Genomic DNA, 24,040 nt, shown 5'->3' on the forward strand with positions numbered 1-24,040 from the left:
CTCCTTACTCACCTAAAACATATTGTAAAAAATGGCTGACAAAGCGTTCATGATCAACCTCCAGGTATACGTCCACATTCGGCGACTGTGCTGGATGTTCCCGTCTGTCTCCAATCGTACGGGCATCACTGGCTCCCCCGGATGTATCTACCGCAACATGCATCGGGACTGACTTCACAAACGTCGGATCAATGACGACACCTACCGCCAACGGATCATGCAGACCGCAGCCGCGCAAATTGCCCACTGTTGCGTAGGCATCCATGTACACCTCACACATATCCGCGAAAAAATGACTTAAGCGTGTATCCTTCGCTCTCCATTCCTGCAAGTGTTCGCGGGTAAGCAGCGTTTGCATCGTCACATCCAGGCCTACGAGCGTCACGGGAATACCAGACTGGAAGATGTACGCTGCGGCTTCCGGATCGGCGCAAATATTCGCCTCCGCTACAGGCGTGCGATTCCCCGGCACCGTTATAGCTCCTCCCATCACGACCACTCGTTTGACAAGGGATACGATTTCTGGAGAAGCCATAATCGCCTGCGCCAAATTGGCCATGCTCCCGACGGTCACGAGTGTCACTTCGTGAGGATTTTCCTTTATCGTAGAGATGAGAAATTGTGTGGCACTCTGTGGCTGAGCCTTTGTCGATGGATCTGGAAGGACGACATTGCCTAGCCCGTTTTCACCGTGGAACAGCCTTGCTTTTCCAGTAAGCTCGCGAACAATCGGCTTCGATGCCCCCTGATAGACAGGAATCTCAGACGCACCCAGCAGCTCGAGCACCTGTAAGGTATTGCGTGTTGCTTCCTCCACCGTGATATTGCCAAAAGTCGTGGTAATCCCACACACTTCAAGAGCAGGCGAGTGAACGGCATAAGCAATCGCCATCGCATCATCAATCCCGGTATCTACATCCAAAATGATTTTTTCCATGGCGGTTATACCCCTCCCTGATCCAAAACGGTTTGCAAAAAGCGCTCTGCCTCAGCCATCTCTACCTCAACACATACAGTCGTATCGGTTCCTACACTCGGTTTCGCACGTAAATCGGCTAGAATGGCGCCACGAGACCATTCACTTTTGCATTCGACCGAGAGTTTCATCTCTTCCGTCCGACTCTTATCAGGTGAGAGAGCCGCGAGCATCGCTACGCATGCATGGAGCACACGAGCAGAAGTGGTGAACTGCACGTCTGACATCGTCGTTCTATCGATCAAGCCCACTGCTTGTGCGAAACTTCCCAGCGTATGTACTTGCTCTTCCTTCAAACGAAACGAGCCGGTTGTATCTAACGGAACAAGCACAAGCGGCAAGCGGGCTGCCAAAACGACCGCAGCTGCTTCCGGATCACCATGCATGTTTGTTTCCGCAATAGCCGTTACGTCTCCTGGTACGCGTATCGCTCCGCCCTGCACAACGATTCTCGTAAATTTACGCGCCAGCAGTGGATCACGCGTGACAGCCAAAGCTAGCGTCGTCAAACGATCAAACGTCACGAGCGTCAAGTCACTTTCCTCATCCCGAGCGTTTCCTGTAAGGAGCCGTACACCTTCCGAGGTGGTCTTCTCAACCGTTCCCGAGAAAAGCGGCTGCTTGGCACCTGTAACAATTGGAATTTCATAGCCTGGCTGTGCAAACTCAATCAGCTTGCCAACCAAGCTTGACTGCGTGTCTCTGCAAATGATTCCTGCCACTTGAACATCAGGCGACCGCAAAGCATACAGCAAGGCTAGCCCTTGTCCAAATCCACCGCAAAACTCAATAATCAACCGGTGTTTTTTTGCCACAATCTCATCTCCCGCTTCTCGCTATTGCCATTTGTCAAAACCGCTTTTCCTATGCTATCCAAATCAAGAGCAACCGTCAAATATCCAAATGCTCATCTCTACCTCAACTTCGCTTGCATCGAACAGATAACTCTTTTACACTTATTCTAACTTCGACAAAAATCGCCATCACACAAGACTAATGCGCCAAGCCATGCAAAAGGAGTATAACGGTCATGCCCTCGTTGAACCACTCAACCATGGATGCTATTTCTCTCGTGAAAAACCAACTGATCCAAGCGATTGTGCTGCACCAAACGAAGCCTTATCTGCCTGTTTGGGGAGAACTATTTACAGCGTTGCGGGAACTCCAAAAGGCAGGCCAGCATTCACAGAAAAATATACATGCTTATTCCATCGAGCCGACAGGCGATCTCTGGTATTTGTACCGAGAGAATGTTTTTTCTGTCGATCTGCCTGGAATGGGCATCACGATTTCTCTCACACAGGAGCAATTGATTGATGCCTTGCTGAAAGGAAGCTTTCAACCTACCCTATCGACAACAGAGCCGTCATGAGAAACGGCTTTTTTTTCATGCATTTTGAACAAAAAAAAGCCCCAAGATCAAATCTTGGGAGAGAGTAGTACGTTGTATTCACGTGAATAAGCTTATTTTATATCCAACTACTCATTCACTCTAGCTGTATATTTAGGTAATTGTACCTATTAAATCCTATAAATAAAAATGCTGTCGAAAACGAGCATTTGTCCAATAGCAAAAAAAGAGGCGGCCCTTCTGCACAGATTGGGTGCCGCCATCCCGAACTTCCCCAAGTTCGTTCATATTGGAATTGTACTATGAAACGGTCCTATCGAAAAGTGTCAGGTTTTGTTTTCCTGTGAATTATTACAAATCCCTGACGCCTGCTTTAGGCCATCAGGGATCATTCTATTTGCTATCGTTGTTGAGCACATCAGCAGCTCGCGGTCCAAAAATGATATACAAATAGACATATTGGCTGACGCTAACGTGAGGAAAGACAAACGCAACACTAGTCTTTCCCTCTTGTTGTCTGACGAAATAACGCAATTTGCTTGTTTTGATCCTTTTCACAATACGTGTCGCTTCTCGCCATGGTACGGAAAATTGAACGCTTTTTTCCATCAGCACCAACACCTCTCACGGCTAGTATGCCCGGATTGGAAAAATTACACACTCACTCATACCGCAGTGCGTCAATTGGTTTGAGCTGTGCTGCTTTTCTCGCCGGATACACACCAAAAATGACACCAACCAGTGTAGATGTCAAAAACGCATACATGATCGGCGACAAGCTAATTGAGGTCGCCACTGACCGAGCTTGCTAACCAAAAACGCAGCCCCTACCCCTAAGGCAATGCCAATTACCCCGTCAATCAGGCTAAGCGTAACCGCTTCGATCAAAAACTGACGGAGAATATCTCCCCGCTTGGCTCCAATCGCCTTGCGAATCCCGATCTCCCGTGTCCGCTCCGTGACAGATACAAGCATAATGTTCATTACGCCGATCCCACCAACAATCAGCGAGATCGCGGCAATACCAGATAAAAGCGCGGTCATCGAGCTGGATACGGACTGTGCTGTACTTAAAATGTCTGTCTGATTGACGGCGCTTCCGCATTGGTCACCTGGATTCTCGCTACGGAATCGTCCATCGTAGCCAGAACTTGCCCTGCCTTCACAGCATCACCAACACCGACCTGAATGGTAGAGATCGCATCCTTGGCTTCTTCTGCATCAGAAAACGAGAGAGACGAGCGTTTGGAAGCCTGGACATTGCCTGATGCCTGCACGACTTCTGAGATGTCTCCCCTTTTTACCGTCTCCACTTGAAAAGCGGCCTGCGCGGTTTTGGGGGTAAAAAACGACCAGAGAACCAGGTCGTTTTTTGGATCATGTATGTTTTATTTGCGCAAAATCAACGTGAAGGTGCTGCCTGACGCTGTACTCTCCGTCAGAATCAACCTACCGCCTAACGCTTGGGCAATCATTCTACTAAAAGACAAGCCGAGCCCCAGCCCGCGGACGATATGCTTCTTGTCCTCGCCTCGGTAGAACCGCTCAAAAATCAAAGACTGTTCTTCGATTGGTATCCCTCGTCCATTGTCCTTCACGTCAATGCGAACCTCATCTGCTGATGCAGTTAGCGACACGACAATCTGCCCCTCCGATTCCATCGCTTGGGCTGCATTGTTTAGGAGATTGTACATGATTTGCTGCACACGCAGCGGATCGGTATCTACCCTGATCGGATCAGAGGTATTTTCGATGTGCAAGCTGAGCTTATCTTCTTCCTGCACAATTTTCCATTGGTGCGTAATTTCCCGGATCAGCTCCTGCATGTTTTGAGGTTGCCTACGAATGCGAATGTCACCTACTGCAAAAGAGTTAAAATCGAGCAAATCCTCCACCATCTTTTGCAGACGTGCCGTTTCCTTCGTACAAATATCCAAAAACTCCTTGGCTTCCTCACCGCTCACAACCTCTTCCCTCACGGCTTGTACCAGCCCACTGATGGACGTAACAGGTGTTTTGAGTTCATGGGTCACCCCTGCCAATAGCTCGGTACGCATCATTTCTAGCAGCCTCAATCGCTCTGCCATTTCTTCAAAGGAATGGATCAGTTCATACACTTCTTGTTCGCGCTTGTCTTTATCCAATTGAATTTCGTAGTTTCCCAGCACGATTTGCTTGGCAGCGTCCGCCACATCCTGAATCGGCTGAGACAGTTTTTTCGTCAACAAATAAATCACGAGCCAGCCAAGCAAACCGAGACCTAGAAGCATGATCCCGAGCAAGTGGAATTCGGTCATGCTACGTATCAGCTGTTTTTGTGGGGTGAACAGCATGACCCACCCAACCACTCGCTCATCAACCTCAATGCTTTCCTTCACGAAAAGCACTTCATCGCCTCGCGCAAGCTCAAACTGTGACAGACTGTCATCCGCTTCCACCAGTTCAGGTGCGATGCGCTTCAGTTCCCCAGAAAAAGGACCAGGTACGCCAAATACTGGTTGTTTGTGTTCATCTAAGATCATCATGATTGGCTTGTAATTGACTCCGAGTGACGCCTGGCGACTGTCCACAATACGAAACAAGAACGGAGCCATTTTCACCCTGCCTTCCGCATCAACGACCCGATCCGCTACTTCCGCTGCCATCAGTCTCATAAAATCAAGGCGTTTTTGTGTCTCGCTATAAGAAATCCAGTAGCTGGATGCAATCCCGATCACGAAAAGGCCGATACACAAGATGATTAAGTATCGCGTCGTCCAATACCGAAACAAAGAGGTGCGTTTTTTCTCACTCATATACACACAGCTTGTAGCCCAAGCCACGATAGGTACGGATTTCTCCTTCAGATGTCGGCCAATTCTCCAAAGATCGCCGGATGCGTTTGATGGCGAGGTCTACTGCACGATCACTTCCTTCGTAATCCATCCCCCACACCTGCTCGATGAGCTGTTCTCTGGTGAACGTCTGGTTTTTGTACTGCGCCAAAAATAGAAAGAGGCACAAGTCCTTTGGCGTAAACGCCAGTTCGATGCCGTGCAGCATGACAGAATACGCCTTGAAGTCGACTTTCAGACTGCCAAACTGCTTCCCAGGATTGCCTTCTATCAACTGTTTCGAGCGACGTAATACTGCATGTACGCGAGCGATCACTTCGTCGGCAATAAAAGGTTTGGTGATATAGTCATCGGCGCCTTTGTTCAAGCCCGCCAGCTTGTTATCGATTTGTCCCAACGCTGTCAGCATGATGACAGGACACGAGCTTTTCGCCCGAATGTATTCAAGAATACTCCATCCGCTTCGTCCAGGCAGCATCACATCCAGCAAAACGAGAGCAGGATTGAGTGAATCAAACTTCCGCTCTGCTTCCTCCCCGTTAAATGCCTGTTCGACCTGAAAGTCGTTTTTTTCCAAATACGCCTTCAATACTCGAGAGATAGGTAGCTCGTCTTCCACGATTAAGATGTTTTGCATGCTGGTACTCTCTCCCCTCTGCTCGGACTACTCTCCCCTTTAGCGTAGGACATGAATATGTCAAGCTGATGTCTGGAAGGAAGCATACTTTAAAAGTAAAATAAAGAGACCTGAATACAAATAGGGAGGGTTTTCTCATGAAACGCTTAACCGCGGAAGAAAAAAACGGTTTGTATAAAGCCATCAGCAATCGTCGCGATATTCGTACCTTTCGCCCAGATCCTGTCGCCCCGGAAAAGCTCGCCATGATCTTGGCTGCTGCCCACCATGCTCCTTCTGTCGGATTCATGCAGCCTTGGAATTTTGTCCTGGTGGAAGACGACGCAACCAAACAAGCTCTCGCAGAGTCTGCGGATAAAGAACGCCGGGCGCTTGCCATCCACTACGAAGGAACGGGACGAGAATCGACCTTTTTGGAGTTGAAAATTCAAGGGATCAAGGAAGCGCCTGTCACCATCTGTGTCACTTGTGATCCTACACGTGGCGGAGACCATGTACTCGGACGCAATTCCATCCCGGAAACAGATATTATGTCGGTCAGCTGTGCGATCCAAAACATGTGGTTGGCAGCCTACGCAGAAGATTTGGCGATGGGCTGGGTCAGTTTTTATAAGAAAGCAGACGTGCGTCGTATCCTGAACATACCGCCGCATATCGATCCGGTCGCATTGCTGTCGATCGGCTACACGGATCATTATCCGGAACGTCCACTCTTGGAGCTGCACCAATGGAGACAACGCGAGGACCTACAACAGTTGATTTATCGGGAGCAATGGGGAAATAAAGCGTAAGCCTTGACCCTGTAAGAAAGCAAGGGCGCTGCTACTGCGGCACCCTTTTTTCACAAAAAAAGACCGCCTGATTAACAGGCAGCCCAGAGAAACGGAGGGGGTAGTACGTGATTCACGGTATCTTCCTGACGTGCTAGGATACAAGGAAGGTTTCACAATTGACGTGACTCACGAACATGGAACTAGCAAAATGGGAAATTTCACCTGACGCAAAGCCCTTCCTCTCTGCCCGAATATACCTAGCGAATTGATTTATATACGTGGACGTGTCCGATTTGTCGGAATGGCCGCTAGCGGATCATCCGGCCAGTAATGCTTGGGATAACGTCCCTTTAAATCCTTTTTCACCTCAAAATACGCATGTGCCCAAAAGCTCGCCAAGTCCCGTGTCACTTGTACCGGACGATGCGCTGGTGAAAGCAGATGCAATGTCAGTGGTACTCTGCCTCTGCCTATTCTCGGAGAGTCTTTCCAACCAAACAACTCCTGTAGCCGGACCGAAAGCACCGGTGCCGCTGGATCGCTGTAATCGACAGGAATTTTGGAACCGCTCGGGACGATCACATGAGTCGGAGCGTATTCGTCTAGTTGTCTGCGCTTCTCCCATGACAACATACTCTCTATCAACGTCGTCACTGACAGCGACTGCAGGTCTTCCTTTCTCTTCAAACCATACACATGAGGAGCGAGCCATTCCTCCAGGGTGGTAAGCAGTGCCTCATCTTCCACATTCGGCCAGCCTTCCTCCAGACGATGCATAAATAGCAAACGCTCCCGATACTGTCTCGCCTGCCGATTCCACGGCAAAATCTCCAAGCCTTCATCTTTAATTCCGTCCAAAAACGCTGTTAACACCTCATCTGGCGAAGACTCCGCAGGCATATCCGCCAACAGGATCGCGCCCAACCGTTTTTGCTTGCGGCTGCGAACTACCCCAGCTGAATGCTCCCACCATACGTTCATTCGTTCCGTAATCTGCATCGCACAATCCTTCAACAGCTCGCTTTCTTCCACGCTAGCCGCCAGTAATATCCGACTATCTGCACCTTGATCATCGAGTTCTGCTGCCACAATATACAGCGAAGCAGCCAGTGGTTGCTGCACGGAAAAAGCCGCCCCACGCCCATTGCGAAGCAAATAACGTCCATCTGCCCTTCGCTGGGCAATCCGGTCCGGGTACGCAAACGCCAGCAGTCTTCCCGTCGCTTCTGTACGAGTGGAAGTGCCAGCAGACTGGTTGTTTGCCCATACCCGTTTGAAATGAGCCGCCTCCTTCCAAAGTCTTTGGCATGCTCCTACATCAATCGGAAGCTCCGTTATACCACTCTGTTTATTTCCTACCCGACGAAGTAATTCAACACGCGTACGGATATCCGCATCTGCTGACGCTTGGCGCCCCCTCACAATATCTCTTTCTTCCAAGAGAACAGCAAGCTCGCAAGCTAGCTCACCTTCCCCCAGCTCATTCGCTTTCTGAATCATGTGACCCAATCTCGGATGCACAGCCATTCCAGCAAGCGCTCGTCCATGTGCTGTGATCTGCTTCCGCTCATCTAATGCACCCAGTTGGAGCAGCAGCTCTTGAGCCTGTGCCATCGCTGGCTTCGGCGGGGGATTCAGCCAATCCAGCTCGTCCGACGACCCGACTCCCCACAAAGCCAGCTCTAATGCGAGCACAGCCAGATCCGCTTCCATGATTTCAGGTGCCTGCTGTGGTATGAGCATGCGATCTTCTTGCTCTGTCCACAATCGAAAGCAGACCCCGGGTGCAAGACGTCCAGCCCTTCCTCGGCGTTGGTCAGCAGATGCCCTCGATACCTTTGCAGTCTCCAGTCTCGTCATCCCTGTTCGCGGAGAAAAGCGCGGGACCCGTTTTAATCCACTATCAATCACGATGCGCACACCCTCGACAGTCAAGCTCGTCTCGGCAATAGTGGTAGCAAGAACAATTTTGCGCTCCCCTGTTTTCCCGGGCTGGATCGCCTTATCTTGTTCCTCCTGCGACAAATTTCCGTAAAGAGGCGCAATCCGTATGTTCGTGCCGACACCGCTTTGTTCAAGCAACCCTTGCACCCTGTGAATTTCTTTGGCTCCCGGTAAAAAGACGAGCATATCTCCTTCTTGTCTCAACGCATGGGAGATCATCTGCACAACCGCTTCCTCCAGACGCCCCTGTATCGGGGAAGACAATAAGTGCGTCTCCACCGGAAACATCCTGCCTTCACTACTGACAACGGGAGCATTCCCCAGCAAGGCTGCCACGGGCTCAGCATCGAGCGTAGCGGACATCACGAGAATTCGCAGGTCCTCTCGAAACAAGCTTTGTGCCTGAAGACTAAGGGCCAGCCCCAAATCCGCGTGCAAATTTCGTTCATGGAACTCATCGAAAATAACAAGACCGACGTCAGATAGCTCCGGATCATCCTGTAGCATTCTCGTTAAAATTCCTTCTGTCATCACTTCAATCCGAGTGCCTGGACCTACTCTTGATTCACGCTTGACCCGGTACCCGACTGTTTGTCCAACTTCTTCTCCCAGCAAGGCAGCCATGTAGGCAGCGGCTTGACGTGCGGCCAGTCGGCGTGGGACCAGCATCACAATTCGGCGATTTTGTAACCAAGCTTCTTCCCGCAAGGCCAGTGGTACCCGCGTCGTCTTCCCTGCACCCGGAGCAGCGACCAATACTGCGTTTGTCTCTTTGCGCAGCGTGTTTACCAGCTCGGGCAATACTTCATTTATCGGCAATGCATTCATGTTTTCACCTCATACGAGCAATCATCCCTTTTCATCATACACGATACAAGCATATCGGATGAATGTGTATCGCAAACAAAAATGACTGAATAATCATTCAACAGTATAATGAAGCCATTACTAGGGGAGGTGTGCGGTATGATTCACATTCATCAGCATGAAGACGTGGCATGTCTGGAAGGGATTGTTCGCGTAGGGGATTGGGAATCGGCAATCTATGTTTATATGACCGATGGCATGCTGGTTGATACGGGCCCGAAAGTACTCGAGCAAGCTCTCATTCACAGGTTTCAGGAAGCCTCGTTTGATTCCGTCGTATTGACGCACAGCCATGAAGACCACGTCGGAACCGCCTCGTGGATTGCCCAGCACAAGCAGGTCCCTTTTTTCATTCACGAAAAAGGCGTGAACATTTGCTCCCAAAAAGCACTGTACCCATTCTATCGACAGTTGACTTGGGGGATTCGCGATCCGTTTGTGGCCCAACCTTTGGGTGACGTCCATCACTCTCGTTCCCTCGAATGGAAAGTGATTGGTACCCCCGGTCATGCCCATGATCATATAGTTTTGCTGGACGAAATGAACGGTCGCTTGTTCTGTGGCGATCTTTTTATGGGTGTGAAAACGAAGGTTATTTTACGAGAAGAATCAATCCCCACCTTGATGAATTCCCTTCGAACCGTGCTGACTTGTGACTTCCAATCAATCTTTTGTGCCCATTCCGGCTATCATCCAGACGGGAAAACACGCTTGCAGCAAAAGCTGGAGCATTTGGAGAATCTGTCTGGGGAAATCCTTCATTTGCATAGCCAAGGGCTGTCTTCCCGCGAAATAAATAAGCAACTGTTTCCTTCTAAACCGCTGATCATCGCGGCTTCTTCTGGCGAGTTTGACTCGCTCTATATCGTCACATCTGTTCTTGCAGAACATCTTCCTTTACCAAAGCCGGATAATATACGAGAAGGATAATCCTTACAATTTCATTTTAAAAAAGAGGAGCCTATATGAAAGTCATCACTGTATTCCTTGCACTCATTCTGGGTTTATTTAGTATTTATCCTGCCGTTACACATGCTGCACCGAAATTTCATGATGTCGATCCGAAGAAATACGGCTGGGCCATGAATTCGATCTCCTGTATGGTAGATAAGGGGGTTGCTAGCGGTTATCCTGACGGTCGCTTCCAACCCGAAAGATTGGTAGACAAAGCGGAAATGACCGTCATGGTCTATAGCCTGTTTGATCAATACCGACCGTACAAACCGAATCAGAAGACGGACTATAGCAATTACCACATCGAACTTTTTTCTGATGTACCGAAAAATCATTGGGCCTACAAGGAAATCAATTCAATTGTTACACGAGATTGGTGGAATGCCGTAAGCTATACACCTGCTGGCTACAAATTTTACCCGGACGCCAAACTCAATCGAATCGGTACAGCTAACGTCCTACCCGTCTTTATGTTAGACAGGTAAGATATGCCTGCCAAAGAAGTTTTACAAATCCTTTCTGGCATGCGGGATATCCCCATCATCTTGAGTCCGTATTCGCTTGACCCAAACTCGCCTGGAGACCTTTTCCAGAGGGATGGTCGGTACAACGAAGATGGGCGAGACCAAACGAACATCCTGTATCCGCTTCTCTTTGGCCAAGATGGCGATGAAATCTTGTTTACGGATGACTACAGCGGAATCCTCGGAACCAATCTCGCCCTTTTGCAAAAAACAGGGATCATGACTGCCTGGAACGGCAAGTTCGAGGGTGGAGAAATGCTGACTCGCGCCGAAGCTGTCACTATTTTGCACAGATTTTATAACCATTTGAAACAAACAGGGACACTCCGCCAATACTCGAGCAAGTAAAAAACCTCCATCCCGGAGGTTTTTTTGCGACACCTTATTCTTTGTCGATCGGATTGCTGATACGGTCATCATACGGATCGAAATAAATTTGTCCATTGGAGCTAATCACGGCGTAATTCACTTCCGCTACGCTCAAGCCTTTCTTGCCCACCTGTGAGAGAAGCCACTCGATGGTCAGGCTATGTTGGCGTAAATTGCCCTGGATAATTTGGCCATCCATGATCAATTCAATCGGGAATGTCTGTCTCTTCCCCGTTTTCAGTTTCAAGTCCCCGCGAGTAACAGGTAAAAATTGCGGTTTTCTCAGGACGGATATCTCTCCATTCAACTCCAGAACAGCATATTGAACTTCTTCGATATTAAAAATGTTTCTTTCCCGCAGCTCTTGATTCAGCGTATCCAAAGATAGCTTTTGCTTACGCATATTATCTTCGAGAATTCTTCCATCCTGGATGATCACCGTCGGCTGGCCCGAAAACCATTTTCGCAACTTCCGGTTTTTCAGGGAGAGAATCATCAACAAATAGGCGATACCACCAAAAGTGAGTAATGTCACAAGCATATGCGATATTTTGGCCATGTTGTTAAAGGCAAGATTTGCTGTCAGCGCCCCCAAGGTGATCGCCGCGACAAAATCGTGATACGTCATTTGCGCAATCGTCTGCTTGCCCAAGATCCGAGTAATGATCATCATGATGGCAAAAGCCAGCAGTGCTCTCGCAATTACTTCCACAATAGATTCCATGCTCCACCCCATGGATGACGAAATTTTGCACCATACCCCAATTATAGCCATGTTTATCATTGGAAAACCTATCATGACAGCTTCGCATACAGACATTTCCTACAAATTCTTCTACAATAGAAAAAATCATACCCATGGAAAGGAATGAAAATGATATGGCGATCAAAAAGCTGGAGCATGTGGGCTTGATGGTAAAAGATTTGGACTCCTCAGTTGCCTTTTACACCGAAGTGATTGGGATGGAGCTAAAAGGTAAGCTGGCTCATTCCAACGGAGATATTACGCTTGCTTTTCTTGGATTTCCGGGAAGCACTGAGACAGAGCTGGAGCTCATTCACGGATACAGCGATTCACTGCCGGTAGAGGGTAAGGTCCACCACCTGGCGTTTGCTGTGGACAACCTCGAGGCTGAAATCGACCGTTTGAAGCAACTACAAGTATCCTTTATCGATCAGGAAATAACCACCTTGCCGAACGGCTCGCGTTACATGTTCTTCGAAGGCCCGAATGGAGAATGGCTGGAGCTATTTGAAAGCACAAGAACGTAGAGGGAAAAGATTCTCCTTTTCCTTCTACGCCCCTCTCCTTCTATTTTACTTTGATCTCTTTTCTACGTCCCATATACCACTGATAGAACCTTTCCGCCAACTCTATCGGCACATCCGTTACCCCTTTATGACTCACTGGTTTGGCGCGATTGACCGTTTTGATCGAAGCCAGACCTAACTGCTTTTGAATAAGGTCTCTTTTGACGTTGACCTCAATAATCTTTTCTCGTTTGGAGACAAATAACGTTGTGGTTAAGCTCCCTGTTTGGAACTGAATAAAGTGATCATTCAAGGTGTATTGCGTGTTGTAAAATTCAATGACCTCTAAGACCAGAACGAACAGTGTCAAAGCAATGGATATGATCCACCATGCTTGCTCCCATCCCCAAATATTCGGCTTGAAGTAGGCAAGCGCACCTGTTCCTACGATCCAAATCCAGCTCGATCTGACCAAGCGAACCCATAACGATTGGATTGGGAGACTCGTCATTTCTTCTGTCACTTCATACGCAGGTAATATTTCTGAAATCATCTCATACGCACGTTTTACCGGTAAGAATGGATAGAGTGAGCTGATATCCTGCTTATCTTTATCCGAATCACTATTCCCGCCGACAACCGTCAGCTTGACTTCGGCGAGTCCCAGCATGCGCTTTAACAAGGATTGCTTGATTTTAATTGCCTGCACTCTCTCTTTTGCGATCGAAAAAGCTGTTTCTTCAATGACTCCTTTGGCAATATAAATCCGCTCATGATCCGACGAAATCTCATATTTTCCGTAACGAATATAGGTCGTGACCATGCCGAATCCGATGGACAGCACGAGAAGTCCAACAACTGTCAGCGTAATCAATGTCCACGAGCTCGTAATAAGTGAATAAATACCTACTACTTGCTCCTCCACGTCGATATAATCGGTTACTTTGAAATACGCCCATACCAGTAACGTAATCATCCCGAGGAAGCTGAAAGAAGTGAAGGAAGCCTTGATAATCTCTTTTTTCGTTGGCGTAAAGTGAATGATTCGTTCAGGAGCGGTATACGGCGTACCGATTTCCTCCGAAGAGGTCACGTCTCCTGCTTTCCCTTCCACCTCAGTCTCTTTCTCCAATCGCACTGCCTGTTTCGTGTAAGCCTCCAGTCGATCCGCTTCTTTCAAAGAAATCACCGCGAATTCCACGGTAGAATCATCGCCAACCATCCCTGTCTCAAATCGGATGGAAGTCACTTTTAAAATCCGGTGCAGCACCGTCTTATGTCGATTGACGTTTTGGATTTTGGTAAAGGGAATCGTTTGCTTTTTCTTCGTAAAAACTCCCCCGTAAAGATGGAAGGACGTATCATCCAGCCTATACTTGTACGAAGCCCATTTCAAAACCAGATAGACCAGCATCCCTGTTACATAGATGAAATAAACAATTCTCCCATACGTAACGAATTCGTTTGGCGAGTCATAATTGAACACAAACAGAATCAACGTAGGAAAAAACAGATGCTTTACTTGAATAATGAGATCAAAAAGGATATGTAGTGGATGGTATCGTTTTGCTTCCATCACTACTCCACTTCCTTTAATTTGGCGTAGTGAGCAATCTGTTCTCTTAATCGAGAAGCGACATCCCCCGGCAGTCCTGGAATTTCGTGCGAGGAGCCCATTGTTTTTATCGAGATGGTGTACAGTCCGTACTTTCGTAAAATCGGCCCTTGTTTCGTTGAGACTGCTTGTATTTTCGTCATGGGAACAAGGACATGTTTCTCTATGATCACCCCGAATTTCATTTGCAGGAAATCTTCGTCGATATCATACCGCCAGCTTTTATATAAAAAATACGGCTCGACAAAAAACCAAATCGTCGCGAACACACCGATCACGAGCAATCCATCCAGACTCCATCCGATCCATTCGTTCCAGGCAAAAAGATTATCTAAATAATAAAGAACGGACAAAATAACAAGCCCGATTACTACGGTAATCCCCTCAGTAATAAGCTGTACCTTGAACGCATCCTTGGACAAGCATTTTTGCGGTGAGCTAATTGAAGATGGCATATCATCACTCCTGTATGTTAATTACGCGGTCCATTCGCTCTTTATTACATACGTAAAACAATCCGCATGGTTTCAACAGACGATTTTTCGCGCAGCAAGCGAATACTCTCATGCTGTTCGACTCATACTAAATGATGGAGAAAACGGCTTGTAAAAATTATCACATTATAATCATTATAAAAAACTTGACTTACTGAATCATTTATTAAATAATAATCATTGTAAATTATATTCAAGCATGCCTCGTTACGCATGTCTTTGAATATGTACTATACAAATAACATATAAAGGAGCTAACACTATGTCACTCATCGGAACTGAAGTATTGCCTTTTAAAGCACAAGCATTCCAAAAAGGTAAATTCCTCGAAGTAACAGAAGCAAACTTCAAAGGTCAATGGAGCGTAGTTTGCTTCTACCCAGCAGACTTTACTTTCGTTTGCCCTACTGAACTTGAAGATCTGCAAAACCAATATGCAACTTTGAAAGAACTCGGTGTTGAAGTATACTCCGTTTCTACAGATACTCACTTCACTCATAAAGCATGGCATTCCAGCTCTGAAGCAATCGGTAAAGTAGAATACATCATGATCGGCGATCCTTCCCATGTGATCTCCCGCAACTTCGATGTATTGATCGAAGCTGAAGGTCTGGCAGATCGCGGTACATTCATCATCGACCCAGACGGTGTCGTTCAAGCTGTTGAGATTACTGCAGGTGGCATTGGCCGTGATGCAAGTGCTCTGATCAACAAAATCAAAGCAGCACAATATGTTCGCAACAATCCAGGTGAAGTTTGCCCAGCAAAATGGCAAGAAGGTGGCAAAACACTGAAACCAAGCCTTGATCTCGTAGGCAAAATTTAAGGTGTGATAGATAATGGCCCTTGACCAAGAAATTAAAGCGCAACTAGAACAGTATCTCGAGCTCTTGGAAGGCGATATTGTACTCAAGGTCAGTGCAGGCACGGATGAAGCATCTTCTGAGATGCTTGCACTGATTGATGAGCTAGCCAGCATGTCTTTGAAGATCAGTGTGGAGAAAGCAGAACTCACTCGCACACCTAGCTTTAGCGTAAACCGTGTCGGTGAAGATACTGGCGTCGTTTTTGCTGGTACTCCACTGGGTCACGAATTTACATCCCTGGTATTGGCTCTCTTGCAAGTTAGCGGAAGAGCTCCAAAGGTCGAGCAAAGTGTCATTGATCAAATCAAAGACCTTCGTGGTGAATATAAGTTCGAATCTTACATCAGCTTGAGCTGCCACAATTGTCCAGATGTTGTCCAAGCTTTGAACTTGATGAGTATCTTCAATCCTGGTATTACCCATACAATGATTGACGGTGCCGTATTCAAGGACGAGGTAGAGAGCAAAAACGTGATGGCTGTGCCAAGCGTTTTCCTCAATGGTGAATTTTTCGAAAGCGGCCGTATGACCGTGGAAGAAATTCTTGCCAAGCTGGGTTCTGCTCCAGACGCATCTGAGTATGACAATAAAGACCCTTATGATGTGCTTGTTGTCGGCGGTGGCCCAGCAGGTGCTAGTGCGGCGATCTATGCAGCACGCAAAGGGATTCGTACTGGTCTTGTCGCTGAACGCCTTGGCGGTCAAGTCAATGACACATTGGGCATTGAGAACTTCATCAGTGTGAAATACATTGAAGGTCCTCAACTCGCAGCCAACTTGGAAAAGCAAGTGAAAGAGTATGGCATTGATGTCATGAAGCTGCAACGTGCCAAGCGCTTAGAGAAGAAGGATCTGATCGAAATTGAACTCGAAAACGGCGCTGTTCTGAAGAGTAAGACAGTCATCTTGTCGACAGGTGCTCGTTGGCGGAATCTGGGTGTACCAGGTGAAGCAGAGTTCAAGAACAAGGGTGTAGCTTATTGCCCTCACTGCGATGGTCCTTTGTTCATAGGCAAAGATGTTGCAGTTGTTGGCGGCGGTAATTCAGGTGTGGAAGCAGCGATTGATCTCGCAGGTATTGTGAAGCATGTAACCGTTCTGGAATTCTCGCCAGAGCTGAAGGCTGACGCAGTATTGCAAGATCGTCTCTACAGTCTGCCGAATGTCACTGTACTCAAAAACGTTCAAACCAAAGAAATTACGGGTACGGATAAAGTAAACGGTATTTCTTATATTGATCGTGAGACAAGTGAAACCAAGCACATTGAATTGCAAGGTGTGTTTGTACAGATCGGTCTGGTACCGAATACAGATTGGTTGGGCGACACGCTTGAACGCACTCGCTTTGGTGAGATCGTAGTAGACAGCCATGGTTCTACAAACGTCCCTGGTGTTTTTGCTGCCGGTGACTGCACGAACAGTGCTTATAAACAGATCATCATTTCGATGGGATCTGGTGCTACTGCGGCTTTGGGAGCTTTCGATTATCTCATCCGCAACTAAGAACAAGGGGCTGTCCCATAAGTAGATTTTTCTACTGCGGGACACCCCTTTTTCGTTCAATTGAAACAGGAAACGACGGAATCCTCGATTATTTTTCATTGACAACGCTCGGGAGATCATCGTTTACGCTTACAACGAGCTGACTACGTAGGTCACCTGACATAGACTGAGCATGGGTACTTTCACGACATGTGCCTTCCCTATTACACAGTGGAGTCTAACAATTCATTGGTGAAAATGCTGATCCAGATAGTTATCAGGCGGGGGATAGCTCCCCTCAGAACAAAGGGAAAAGACAGATCGTTATTTTCTTTGTAAACAAAAAGAAAACAGACTCATGAGGTCTGCTGATTGTTATGAGCTTTATTGTGTTTATCGTATCTTGTTACAGTTATCCTTGTGGGTTATCGCTATACATAATAATAGAAGGTTTTTTAGGTAACGACATGCTATTTGCACCAGTGGAAACAACAACTAGAGAGCAAACTATTATCAGTGAAACTCTTGAAAGGACAGTTAAAAACTTCCTCATATGTTACCCCTCATTTCTTATCCCGAATTTAATAACATTATATACTTCATTCAATTTTTTCAGAAGTTCCAAATCCATATCTTTTTTTAATTCACAATGATGCATGTTTATCTCAACAGCGCAAGACATTATTTCTTCGATACGATTGATTTTTCCGTAATACACAATACTTTGTAGATAAGCATCCATGCCCTCATTGAAATGACCGCGACTAACAAGGAAGGCTCCTTTGTTTTTGTAATAATTCCCTATTCCAGAAAAGTTGTAAGCATTATTAAAATCAAAAGAGAAGTTTTGTTCCTCTGTGTTGATAACTTGTTCGATGGAGTTTACGTCATTAACGTTAAGTAATGCTTCTATTAGGTCGTTGACTCTATGGATTAGATTGTTCTTTGTCGCTTCCCCTACACACTCCCTGAGCAATGGTATTGCTTCCTGATAATGACCAGTCTTTGACAAGATAATTGCACGCAGATACTTGGAGCGTTCCATGATAAAACGGTAGCCTAACTTTTCGTACATTTCTATATGGGATTCCATGTCTTCAAATTTGCCCATTCGCATATAGGAATTGCAAATAGCCAAGGCGATTCGTTCCTTTATTTCATTGCTTGTAGAATCCTCGGCATGTCCCATTTTTCCAAGTTCAATACACTGCTCATATTTTTTCAAGTCATGTGCATCAAATGCCATTAAGTAGCAAAGGTTAATTCTCTCTTCATGACTCAAAAACTCTATGTAATACAATACTTCTTCCCCGTGACGAAAGGTTTCTTCGAGGCGGTGTGGGTTATTTCTTTCGATACGGTATCTATGAAATAAAGCTTTAGACATGTATGGTTGAATCCCGCGAGTCCGACAATATTGAGCAAGTTGGTTAAAGAGCACTAGCTTAATTTCTGTGTCTTCAACAGTGAGGGCAGTATTGTACAGGATCTCTACTGAGTCCTCAGTTTTCTCTTTTGGATTTTCGAGTATACGGGAAACTATTTTTATAGTTAGGTCTTCGTTTGGGAGTTGAATAGCTTCGAGCAACAAATCGTGTAAGCTACTGTTCCGTGTCTCATTAGAGATGTAAAGTTCGATTATCTCCTCATATTGTACATCCAATGCTTCAAAGATGCGTAACAAGGTTATTAGTTCTGGTCGCTTTGTTTCACCATTTTCAATTCTTGATATAGAGCTTTTACTGACACCTGATTTTTCTTCTAGTTCAGAAAGAGTGAGTTTATTTTGGGTTCTGTACCGCAATATTATTTCGCCAATATGGTCTTCCACATTTTTCACTCAATTCACCACTTTTCCATTTTATTACATATACGAAAAGCATTATATCAATAGGAGTTAGAACTATCAAACGCAAGCATTCGATCTGTTTCGACAATTCTTGATTTTTATAATTTTTTGTGTCGAACGTTGCATAAATGGAAAAATACTCACTATTATGCAACAACTGGTATTCTCTGGAAGAAGCGAGGTGATGCAATGGGGGTGAGTTAAATAGTGAGAAGGTATGAAATGAGGAACGAAGACTTATTACAGAAGATTGATACCCTTCAATTCCAACTGAACGAAATTTTCAAACAGAAGGGAAGTCTAACTGACTGTGCTGTGGTAAAGGTGAGTCAAGAGCTTGATGATTACGTAGTGGAGCATCAACGTAGAATGAGAGATGAAGTGTCAGGCAAATAGAGCACCACCAGTAATTAATCTGATTAACAATTTAGGGGTTATTGTGGTGAAAAAGGCAGCTATGGCGACAGTTATCTTTAAGTCTGCTATCTAGTGTATCTTTACCTACTTTGGCATTCTCACAATAAAAAGAGAATCAATGGGATAATTATAAATATTAGTATAATTTTGTTTTGGGGGGTTAACTTATAAGGAGGAAAAATAAGATGTTTAAAAAAACCATTGTCCCAATTGTATCTATGGCTGTATTGGCAGTGTCATTAATTGTACCTACTTCAGCTTTTGCAGCTCAAAGTAGTTTAAGTCAAACAAAAGCTATTTCCATCTCTACTAAGGAAAATATCCAGCAGGAGAAAGTACAGCCTGAGTGGAAAACAAAGGTTACAAAATAGGCTATTAGAAAATTGATTGAAGCTCTAGATGATAGACGGAAGATTATAGCGGTCAAAGATGCTCTAAGGAAGCTCCCGGGGAGATGACGCTGCTAGGTATCTCGATAACGGTATCTCTTACATTCAGAAGAATTTAAAAGAGCTACTCGAATGGGGAGATGTTTTTGAAAATAACGTTAGAGATGCGATTTCTGGTGCATTGTATGACGCTGGGGTTCCGCTTTCTGTAGCAAGAGGTATCGCATGGGTGTAAGTGGCCAATGAAACCCTTGAACAAAAGGTAGAACGACTAGAATTTTATGTACACTTGTTGAGGGAATTTGCAGTTGATCCAGAAACATTTGTTTTGTGGGATTGGATCATGGCAGAAGGTCTCACAGAAAAAACAGCACAGCAGATTTTAAATGCTTTAAGGAATCATCATCATAGTCTTATAAAGGCGAAGGAATCGGCGCAGAATGAACCGATTTTAGATGAATTATTAGTTGATCTACGCTTATTATTCCCAACTGATGGAAGAGTAGCAAGTGATGAAAAGTTAATGCAAATTGTAAAGAGAGCTTCTAAGATGCCTATTTTTCCTTATCTCAAGAAATATTTCTAAAGCAGAAGCCGACTTTAAAAGGCTCCCAGTTGGGTGCCTTTTCGTATCTGATGGGGGATGGCTTGAACTTAATTCAAAAGCTTCGAGGTTAAAGTGATGACCCCGATAAAAAGAAATTTTACTTTTATGAGAAATATGAATGGACGGATAGCCCAGCATTCGATTTAACAGACGCTATTAGTATTGGATTCCTCGATTCTGCTGAACTTGTATTGCCATTGTCATCGAAAGGGAAAATAACAGAACATGAAACACGTTACTTCTACAGACCTGATAACGACTCGTCTGCAAAATGGAAATGTTCAACTGATAAGTCTGCTCACGACTGGGATAATGGAATTCGAGTTGGAAACATAATGATTTTGGAAAGAAGTGGGTGTACCAAAAGCCATTTACTAATTTTCGAATCCGTACTGTAATAGTAAAACTTACCAAATAAAAGCATCCCGCTCCACTATGATTGTGAAACGGGATGTTTTTTCATTCCTTTTTGGATTCAGGCGTTCGTGTTTACCCTTTTGCGACAGCCCCTTGTTCATTTATTCGGTTATGGGGTACCAACGTTGATAAACGGATTAGCTCCACCTGTTACGTTTGGCAGCTTTCCATCCCATTTGCGGATGGCTTCGAGTTGCGCCTCAATCTGTCTGAGCTGAATCAGCTCTGGCGTAACCTCTTGCTTTTGCAGACGCAGTGCTTGTGCCTGTGCTTCTGCTCTCGTGATTTCTTGCTCTTTCTCGATCTTGATCCGCTCCAAGTCCAGCTTCGATTTGAGCGCTTGCTGCTCAGCTACCTGCTTGGATTCAATGGCGCGGTTGAATTCATCACTGAAAGTAAACTCGCGAATATTGATTTCATCGAGGATGATGTTATAGTTTGCCAGCTTTTTATGCAGGACTTCTTTTACCTTTTGGCTGACCTCGGAACGTTTGGATATCAGTTCTTCTGCTGTGTATTGAGCCGTCACCGCTTTAAATGATTCGGCAATGGCAGGATCAACAATTCGGCTATTGTACTCCAATCCCACTTGCTGATACAGCTTATTGACATTTTCTGCATCCAAATGATGGTTAACGGCAATCGTCGTGGATACGGTTTGCAAGTCACGTGAAGCAGAAGTTTGGCTCATTTCTGATTTTTGTACTCGCACTTCCATCGGCACCACGGTTTGGATGAACGGAATTTTAAAATGCATGCCCTCTTGCAGCACTTTTGGCTGTACCGCTCCCAGCTGCAGCACAACTCCACTATGCCCTGCGGAAATAATCGTAAAGGATTGTGTGCTAAGGAAGACCAACACGACCAGTATCACAATCGTTGCGATCAGCTTTCCTCCGGCTTGAAAGGGACTCATTTTTACAACATTTTTGTCGCTCATATTCGACCTCCCACTATCTATACATGCTCATTCATTTATACGAGAGAGTGGGCGGTAAGTTTCAAGAAATTTATGAAAAATACATGTCATGAGCGCTCTGCTTTCGAAGCTTCTAAAAGAACATGCGCCATTCGCTCTGCCTCGATTTTGCATAGCTCAAATTCAACTTCACCAGATACATGCGAAATCAATTGGATGACTTCCTCACACCTATGATTGCATATTAAAAACTGTCCCCACCGCACTTCCGAACGTGGTACCTTGCGGGAGGAAAAGCCGCTTTGAAAGCCGCCAAGACTCATTTTTTCTCATCTCCATCCAAAAAACAATCTACGCCTCCCTCTCATCTTACCCTTTCTTTCGCAATCAAGGAAAAGATGTTTATTGAAGGAGCTCCTCTTTCTCACTACTATAGAGACAAGAAGGGAGATGATTCATATGCTACACCCTTATGTACGAAGAGCTGATTACGGCTCTGAGCAAAGAGTTCCCCTTTCTCTTGGTTCAGAGCCTTCCCCCTATTGAGTTGAGGATCTCTTTGCTCATCTATATACGCACATCACGCTATATAGACAGGAGCAAAGCACATGAAATACAAAAATGCACAAGACCTCTTGCCAGACGATTTGCTGCGGCAAGTTCAGCATTATGTACAAGGAAGTTACTTGTACATCCCGATCCACCACGAAAACAAACGACAATGGGGCGCCTCCACAGACACAAAGCAATGGCTAAGCGAGCGCAATCAAGCGATTTGGCAGGCATATCGCAAAGGAGCGTCTGTCAAAATGCTCGCCCAGAAACACTACTTAACCGAACACAGTATTCGGCGCATTATTCGTGGACATAAATGAGACAGAGAAAAGGTCGACCGTGTGTCTGCTCTACTCTTGCGTTACACTCCTTTTTAAGATCAGTCAGTCAGGAGGGACAACGTATGAACCAGATTCACTTTCTCGCCATTTCGTTTATGTACAATGGATCTGCACAGGTCATTACCCCGATGCTGCTACAGGATGAGCATGAACTGATCCTTGTAGATTGTGGTTATCCGGATTTTTTGCCACTGCTTCAGGAGGCTGTACACAAGCAACAGCTAACGCTCGACGATCTTACGAAGGTCATTGTCACGCACCACGATATGGATCATATCGGTTCTTTGGCAGCGTTAAAACGAGCCTATCCGCAAATCGAAATCATCGCCTACGAATCCGAAGCACCTTACATCGCCGGACAAAAGTCATCTTTGCGATTGGAGCAAGCGCAAGCAACTCTGGACCATCTGTCGTCGGGTGAAAAGCAGCACGCTGAGGAATTTATCCGCTTTTTGCAGTCCATCGAGCCCACTGCGGTTGATCGAACCGTAACGAATCACGAACGCCTGCCTTGGTGCGGCGGCATCGAGATCCTTCACACACCTGGACATATGCCGGGACATATTTCGTTGTATTTGATCGCAAGCAAAACGCTGATTGCCGGAGATGCTGTTGTGATCGAAAACGGTAGACTCGAAATCGCCAATCCGGCCTATACGCTGGATATGCAGGAAGCGATTCGCTCTGTCCGCCACTTGCTCGATTATGACATCGAGCAGGTCATTTGCTATCACGGTGGAGCGTTTCAGGGGGACGTCAAGCAAGCGCTGCGGGAACTGATCCAAGCTTACGACCCGACCCGGGAGGTTTTGAACGGATGAAACAGAACAAATACGATGAGCCAGGTTTTTTCACCACATACAGTCGACTGGCTCGTTCGGTTGAGGGACTGAACGCCGCGGGAGAATGGCACGCGTTTCGGGAGCTACTGCCTTCCCTTCGCGAGAAAAAGGTCCTCGATCTTGGCTGTGGCTTCGGCTGGCACTGCCGATATGCGCGTGAGCAGCAGGCACGCTCCGTTGTAGGGGTGGACCTTTCCGAAAAAATGTTGGCTCGTGCTCGAGAGACTACAACTGATCCCGCCATCGAGTATCTGCGCCTTCCGATTGAAGACATTGATTTTGCTCCAGAGGAATTCGAAGTCGTTATTAGCTCCTTAGCCATCCATTATGTGAAGCGCTTTGATTTGCTTTGCCAACGTGTTTATCACTGTCTTGCTCCTGGAGGTGCCTTCGTTTTCTCCGTGGAGCATCCCGTCTTCACCGCTCTGGCTGAACAGAACTGGCATTACGGACCCGGGGGTGAGCGCTTGCATTGGCCAGTAGACAACTATCAGCAGGAAGGCATCCGGCATACCACCTTTCTGGATCATGAAGTCGTTAAGTATCACCGAACGTTTTCGAGCTATATGAACGATCTCCTTGCTGCCGGATTTCACCTAACAAAAGTCGCTGAACCTGGTCCTCCTGAAGAAATGCTGGATATACCCGGGATGCGAGACGAACTCCGTCGGCCGCTCTTCTTGTTGATCGCCGCCAGCAAACAAGCATCCTAACCGTTAAAAAAGCACCCCGTCCTCCACGTCATTTCCGTGTTTGGACGGGGTGCT

General features: G+C 46.2%; 27 protein-coding genes and 1 pseudogene. 14 read left to right on the forward strand and 14 right to left on the reverse strand.

The features are described 5' to 3' along the window. Nucleotides 1-4 precede the first annotated feature (4 nt). Nucleotides 5-937 carry a nucleoside hydrolase gene (locus E8L90_RS15220; protein ID WP_137030122.1) on the reverse strand — a complete coding sequence of 311 codons (933 nt, stop codon included), beginning with the start codon at nt 935-937 and terminating at the stop codon, nt 5-7. Nucleotides 938-942: 5 nt separating this feature from the next. Continuing rightward, nucleotides 943-1,791 (reverse strand): nucleoside hydrolase, encoded by an 849-nt coding sequence (locus E8L90_RS15225; protein WP_137030123.1) that lies wholly within the window; start codon nt 1,789-1,791, stop codon nt 943-945. Between the two features lie 215 nt (nt 1,792-2,006). On the opposite strand from E8L90_RS15225, the gene E8L90_RS15230 reads away from it, so the two are divergent. Next, nucleotides 2,007-2,348, forward strand: a complete 342-nt coding sequence (locus E8L90_RS15230) for a hypothetical protein (RefSeq protein WP_137030124.1) — start codon at nt 2,007-2,009, stop codon at nt 2,346-2,348. Nucleotides 2,349-2,720: 372 nt separating this feature from the next. Here E8L90_RS15230 and E8L90_RS15235 read toward each other — a convergent pair whose 3' ends face one another. The 5 genes and pseudogenes from E8L90_RS15235 to E8L90_RS15255 all read right to left on the reverse strand — a co-directional run bounded on the left by E8L90_RS15235 (nt 2,721) and on the right by E8L90_RS15255 (nt 5,798). After that, on the reverse strand, nt 2,721-2,936 hold the full coding sequence (locus E8L90_RS15235; protein WP_137030125.1) for a hypothetical protein: 216 nt from the start codon (nt 2,934-2,936) through the stop codon (nt 2,721-2,723). 52 nt (nt 2,937-2,988) lie between these two features. Then, nucleotides 2,989-3,371: pseudogene (locus E8L90_RS15240) on the reverse strand (ABC transporter permease); the annotation flags it as partial. Nucleotides 3,372-3,397: 26 nt separating this feature from the next. Next, entirely contained in the window at nt 3,398-3,640 is a 243-nt protein-coding gene (locus E8L90_RS15245; RefSeq protein ID WP_244297237.1) for an efflux RND transporter periplasmic adaptor subunit, read from the reverse strand. Nucleotides 3,641-3,715: 75 nt separating this feature from the next. Then, nucleotides 3,716-5,149, reverse strand: coding sequence for a HAMP domain-containing sensor histidine kinase (locus E8L90_RS15250; RefSeq protein ID WP_137030126.1), 1,434 nt, complete (start codon nt 5,147-5,149; stop codon nt 3,716-3,718). Beyond that, nucleotides 5,115-5,798, reverse strand: coding sequence for a response regulator transcription factor (locus E8L90_RS15255; RefSeq protein ID WP_137030127.1), 684 nt, complete (start codon nt 5,796-5,798; stop codon nt 5,115-5,117). The genes E8L90_RS15250 and E8L90_RS15255 overlap by 35 nt, the downstream gene beginning before the upstream one ends. A gap of 137 nt (nt 5,799-5,935) precedes the next feature. Here E8L90_RS15255 and bluB point away from each other — a divergent pair, with 137 nt between their 5' ends. Next, nucleotides 5,936-6,589 (forward strand): 5,6-dimethylbenzimidazole synthase, encoded by a 654-nt coding sequence (bluB, locus tag E8L90_RS15260; protein WP_137030128.1) that lies wholly within the window; start codon nt 5,936-5,938, stop codon nt 6,587-6,589. Nucleotides 6,590-6,841: 252 nt separating this feature from the next. Here bluB and hrpB read toward each other — a convergent pair whose 3' ends face one another. Further along, nucleotides 6,842-9,343 (reverse strand): ATP-dependent helicase HrpB, encoded by a 2,502-nt coding sequence (gene hrpB, locus E8L90_RS15265; RefSeq protein ID WP_137030129.1) that lies wholly within the window; start codon nt 9,341-9,343, stop codon nt 6,842-6,844. A gap of 138 nt (nt 9,344-9,481) precedes the next feature. Between hrpB and E8L90_RS15270 the strand changes: the two genes are divergently transcribed. From E8L90_RS15270 to E8L90_RS30825, 3 genes are read left to right on the forward strand one after another with little or no spacing between them, the layout of a single operon-like run. Next, complete coding sequence (locus E8L90_RS15270; RefSeq protein ID WP_137030130.1) at nt 9,482-10,312, forward strand: MBL fold metallo-hydrolase; 831 nt, start codon at nt 9,482-9,484, stop codon at nt 10,310-10,312. A gap of 35 nt (nt 10,313-10,347) precedes the next feature. Next, nucleotides 10,348-10,821, forward strand: a complete 474-nt coding sequence (locus E8L90_RS30820; protein WP_244297239.1) for an S-layer homology domain-containing protein — start codon at nt 10,348-10,350, stop codon at nt 10,819-10,821. A 3-nt stretch (nt 10,822-10,824) separates the two neighbouring features. Next, nucleotides 10,825-11,208 carry a hypothetical protein gene (locus E8L90_RS30825; RefSeq protein ID WP_244297241.1) on the forward strand — a complete coding sequence of 128 codons (384 nt, stop codon included), beginning with the start codon at nt 10,825-10,827 and terminating at the stop codon, nt 11,206-11,208. 34 nt (nt 11,209-11,242) lie between these two features. Here the strand turns inward: E8L90_RS30825 and E8L90_RS15280 are convergent, their stop codons facing one another. Next, nucleotides 11,243-11,953, reverse strand: coding sequence for a DUF421 domain-containing protein (locus E8L90_RS15280; RefSeq protein ID WP_137030131.1), 711 nt, complete (start codon nt 11,951-11,953; stop codon nt 11,243-11,245). A gap of 155 nt (nt 11,954-12,108) precedes the next feature. On the opposite strand from E8L90_RS15280, the gene E8L90_RS15285 reads away from it, so the two are divergent. Beyond that, complete coding sequence (locus E8L90_RS15285; protein ID WP_137033465.1) at nt 12,109-12,501, forward strand: VOC family protein; 393 nt, start codon at nt 12,109-12,111, stop codon at nt 12,499-12,501. Nucleotides 12,502-12,541: 40 nt separating this feature from the next. On the opposite strand, the gene E8L90_RS15290 is transcribed toward E8L90_RS15285, so the two are convergent. Both E8L90_RS15290 and E8L90_RS15295 read right to left on the reverse strand, forming a co-directional pair. After that, a complete protein-coding gene (locus E8L90_RS15290) occupies nt 12,542-14,056 on the reverse strand; it encodes a PH domain-containing protein (RefSeq protein WP_244297243.1) in 1,515 nt (504 codons plus the stop codon). Nucleotides 14,057-14,058: 2 nt separating this feature from the next. Next, nucleotides 14,059-14,550, reverse strand: a complete 492-nt coding sequence (locus E8L90_RS15295; RefSeq protein ID WP_137030133.1) for a PH domain-containing protein — start codon at nt 14,548-14,550, stop codon at nt 14,059-14,061. A gap of 301 nt (nt 14,551-14,851) precedes the next feature. Between E8L90_RS15295 and ahpC the strand changes: the two genes are divergently transcribed. After that, nucleotides 14,852-15,415: an alkyl hydroperoxide reductase subunit C gene (ahpC, locus tag E8L90_RS15300; protein WP_007727513.1), complete on the forward strand. Its 564-nt coding sequence runs from the start codon at nt 14,852-14,854 to the stop codon at nt 15,413-15,415. Between the two features lie 13 nt (nt 15,416-15,428). Next, nucleotides 15,429-16,958: an alkyl hydroperoxide reductase subunit F gene (gene ahpF, locus E8L90_RS15305; RefSeq protein ID WP_137030134.1), complete on the forward strand. Its 1,530-nt coding sequence runs from the start codon at nt 15,429-15,431 to the stop codon at nt 16,956-16,958. Between the two features lie 535 nt (nt 16,959-17,493). On the opposite strand, the gene E8L90_RS15310 is transcribed toward ahpF, so the two are convergent. Continuing rightward, nucleotides 17,494-18,777 carry a helix-turn-helix domain-containing protein gene (locus E8L90_RS15310; protein WP_137030135.1) on the reverse strand — a complete coding sequence of 428 codons (1,284 nt, stop codon included), beginning with the start codon at nt 18,775-18,777 and terminating at the stop codon, nt 17,494-17,496. 231 nt (nt 18,778-19,008) lie between these two features. Here E8L90_RS15310 and E8L90_RS15315 point away from each other — a divergent pair, with 231 nt between their 5' ends. The 3 genes from E8L90_RS15315 to E8L90_RS15325 all read left to right on the forward strand — a co-directional run bounded on the left by E8L90_RS15315 (nt 19,009) and on the right by E8L90_RS15325 (nt 20,178). Next, entirely contained in the window at nt 19,009-19,182 is a 174-nt protein-coding gene (locus E8L90_RS15315; protein ID WP_244297245.1) for an aspartyl-phosphate phosphatase Spo0E family protein, read from the forward strand. A gap of 206 nt (nt 19,183-19,388) precedes the next feature. Next, nucleotides 19,389-19,574 carry a hypothetical protein gene (locus E8L90_RS15320; RefSeq protein WP_137030136.1) on the forward strand — a complete coding sequence of 62 codons (186 nt, stop codon included), beginning with the start codon at nt 19,389-19,391 and terminating at the stop codon, nt 19,572-19,574. Nucleotides 19,575-19,827: 253 nt separating this feature from the next. Continuing rightward, nucleotides 19,828-20,178, forward strand: coding sequence for a DUF1878 family protein (locus E8L90_RS15325; protein WP_137030137.1), 351 nt, complete (start codon nt 19,828-19,830; stop codon nt 20,176-20,178). A 547-nt stretch (nt 20,179-20,725) separates the two neighbouring features. Here the strand turns inward: E8L90_RS15325 and E8L90_RS15330 are convergent. Then, nucleotides 20,726-21,556 carry a prohibitin family protein gene (locus E8L90_RS15330; protein WP_137030138.1) on the reverse strand — a complete coding sequence of 277 codons (831 nt, stop codon included), beginning with the start codon at nt 21,554-21,556 and terminating at the stop codon, nt 20,726-20,728. Between the two features lie 86 nt (nt 21,557-21,642). Further along, nucleotides 21,643-21,858: a hypothetical protein gene (locus tag E8L90_RS15335; protein ID WP_137030139.1), complete on the reverse strand. Its 216-nt coding sequence runs from the start codon at nt 21,856-21,858 to the stop codon at nt 21,643-21,645. A gap of 285 nt (nt 21,859-22,143) precedes the next feature. Here E8L90_RS15335 and E8L90_RS15340 point away from each other — a divergent pair, with 285 nt between their 5' ends. The 3 genes from E8L90_RS15340 (at nt 22,144) to E8L90_RS15350 (ending at nt 23,986) form a co-directional block, all read left to right on the forward strand. After that, the gene (locus E8L90_RS15340; RefSeq protein WP_137030140.1) at nt 22,144-22,410 is read left to right on the forward strand and encodes a CD3324 family protein; all 267 of its coding nucleotides are present in this window, start codon (nt 22,144-22,146) and stop codon (nt 22,408-22,410) included. A gap of 83 nt (nt 22,411-22,493) precedes the next feature. Further along, nucleotides 22,494-23,252 carry an MBL fold metallo-hydrolase gene (locus E8L90_RS15345; protein ID WP_137030141.1) on the forward strand — a complete coding sequence of 253 codons (759 nt, stop codon included), beginning with the start codon at nt 22,494-22,496 and terminating at the stop codon, nt 23,250-23,252. After that, nucleotides 23,249-23,986 (forward strand): class I SAM-dependent methyltransferase, encoded by a 738-nt coding sequence (locus E8L90_RS15350; protein ID WP_137030142.1) that lies wholly within the window; start codon nt 23,249-23,251, stop codon nt 23,984-23,986. The genes E8L90_RS15345 and E8L90_RS15350 overlap by 4 nt, the downstream gene beginning before the upstream one ends. Nucleotides 23,987-24,040: the final 54 nt, after the last annotated feature.

The organism is Brevibacillus antibioticus, from assembly GCF_005217615.1.
In the GTDB taxonomy this organism is placed as follows: domain Bacteria; phylum Bacillota; class Bacilli; order Brevibacillales; family Brevibacillaceae; genus Brevibacillus; species Brevibacillus antibioticus.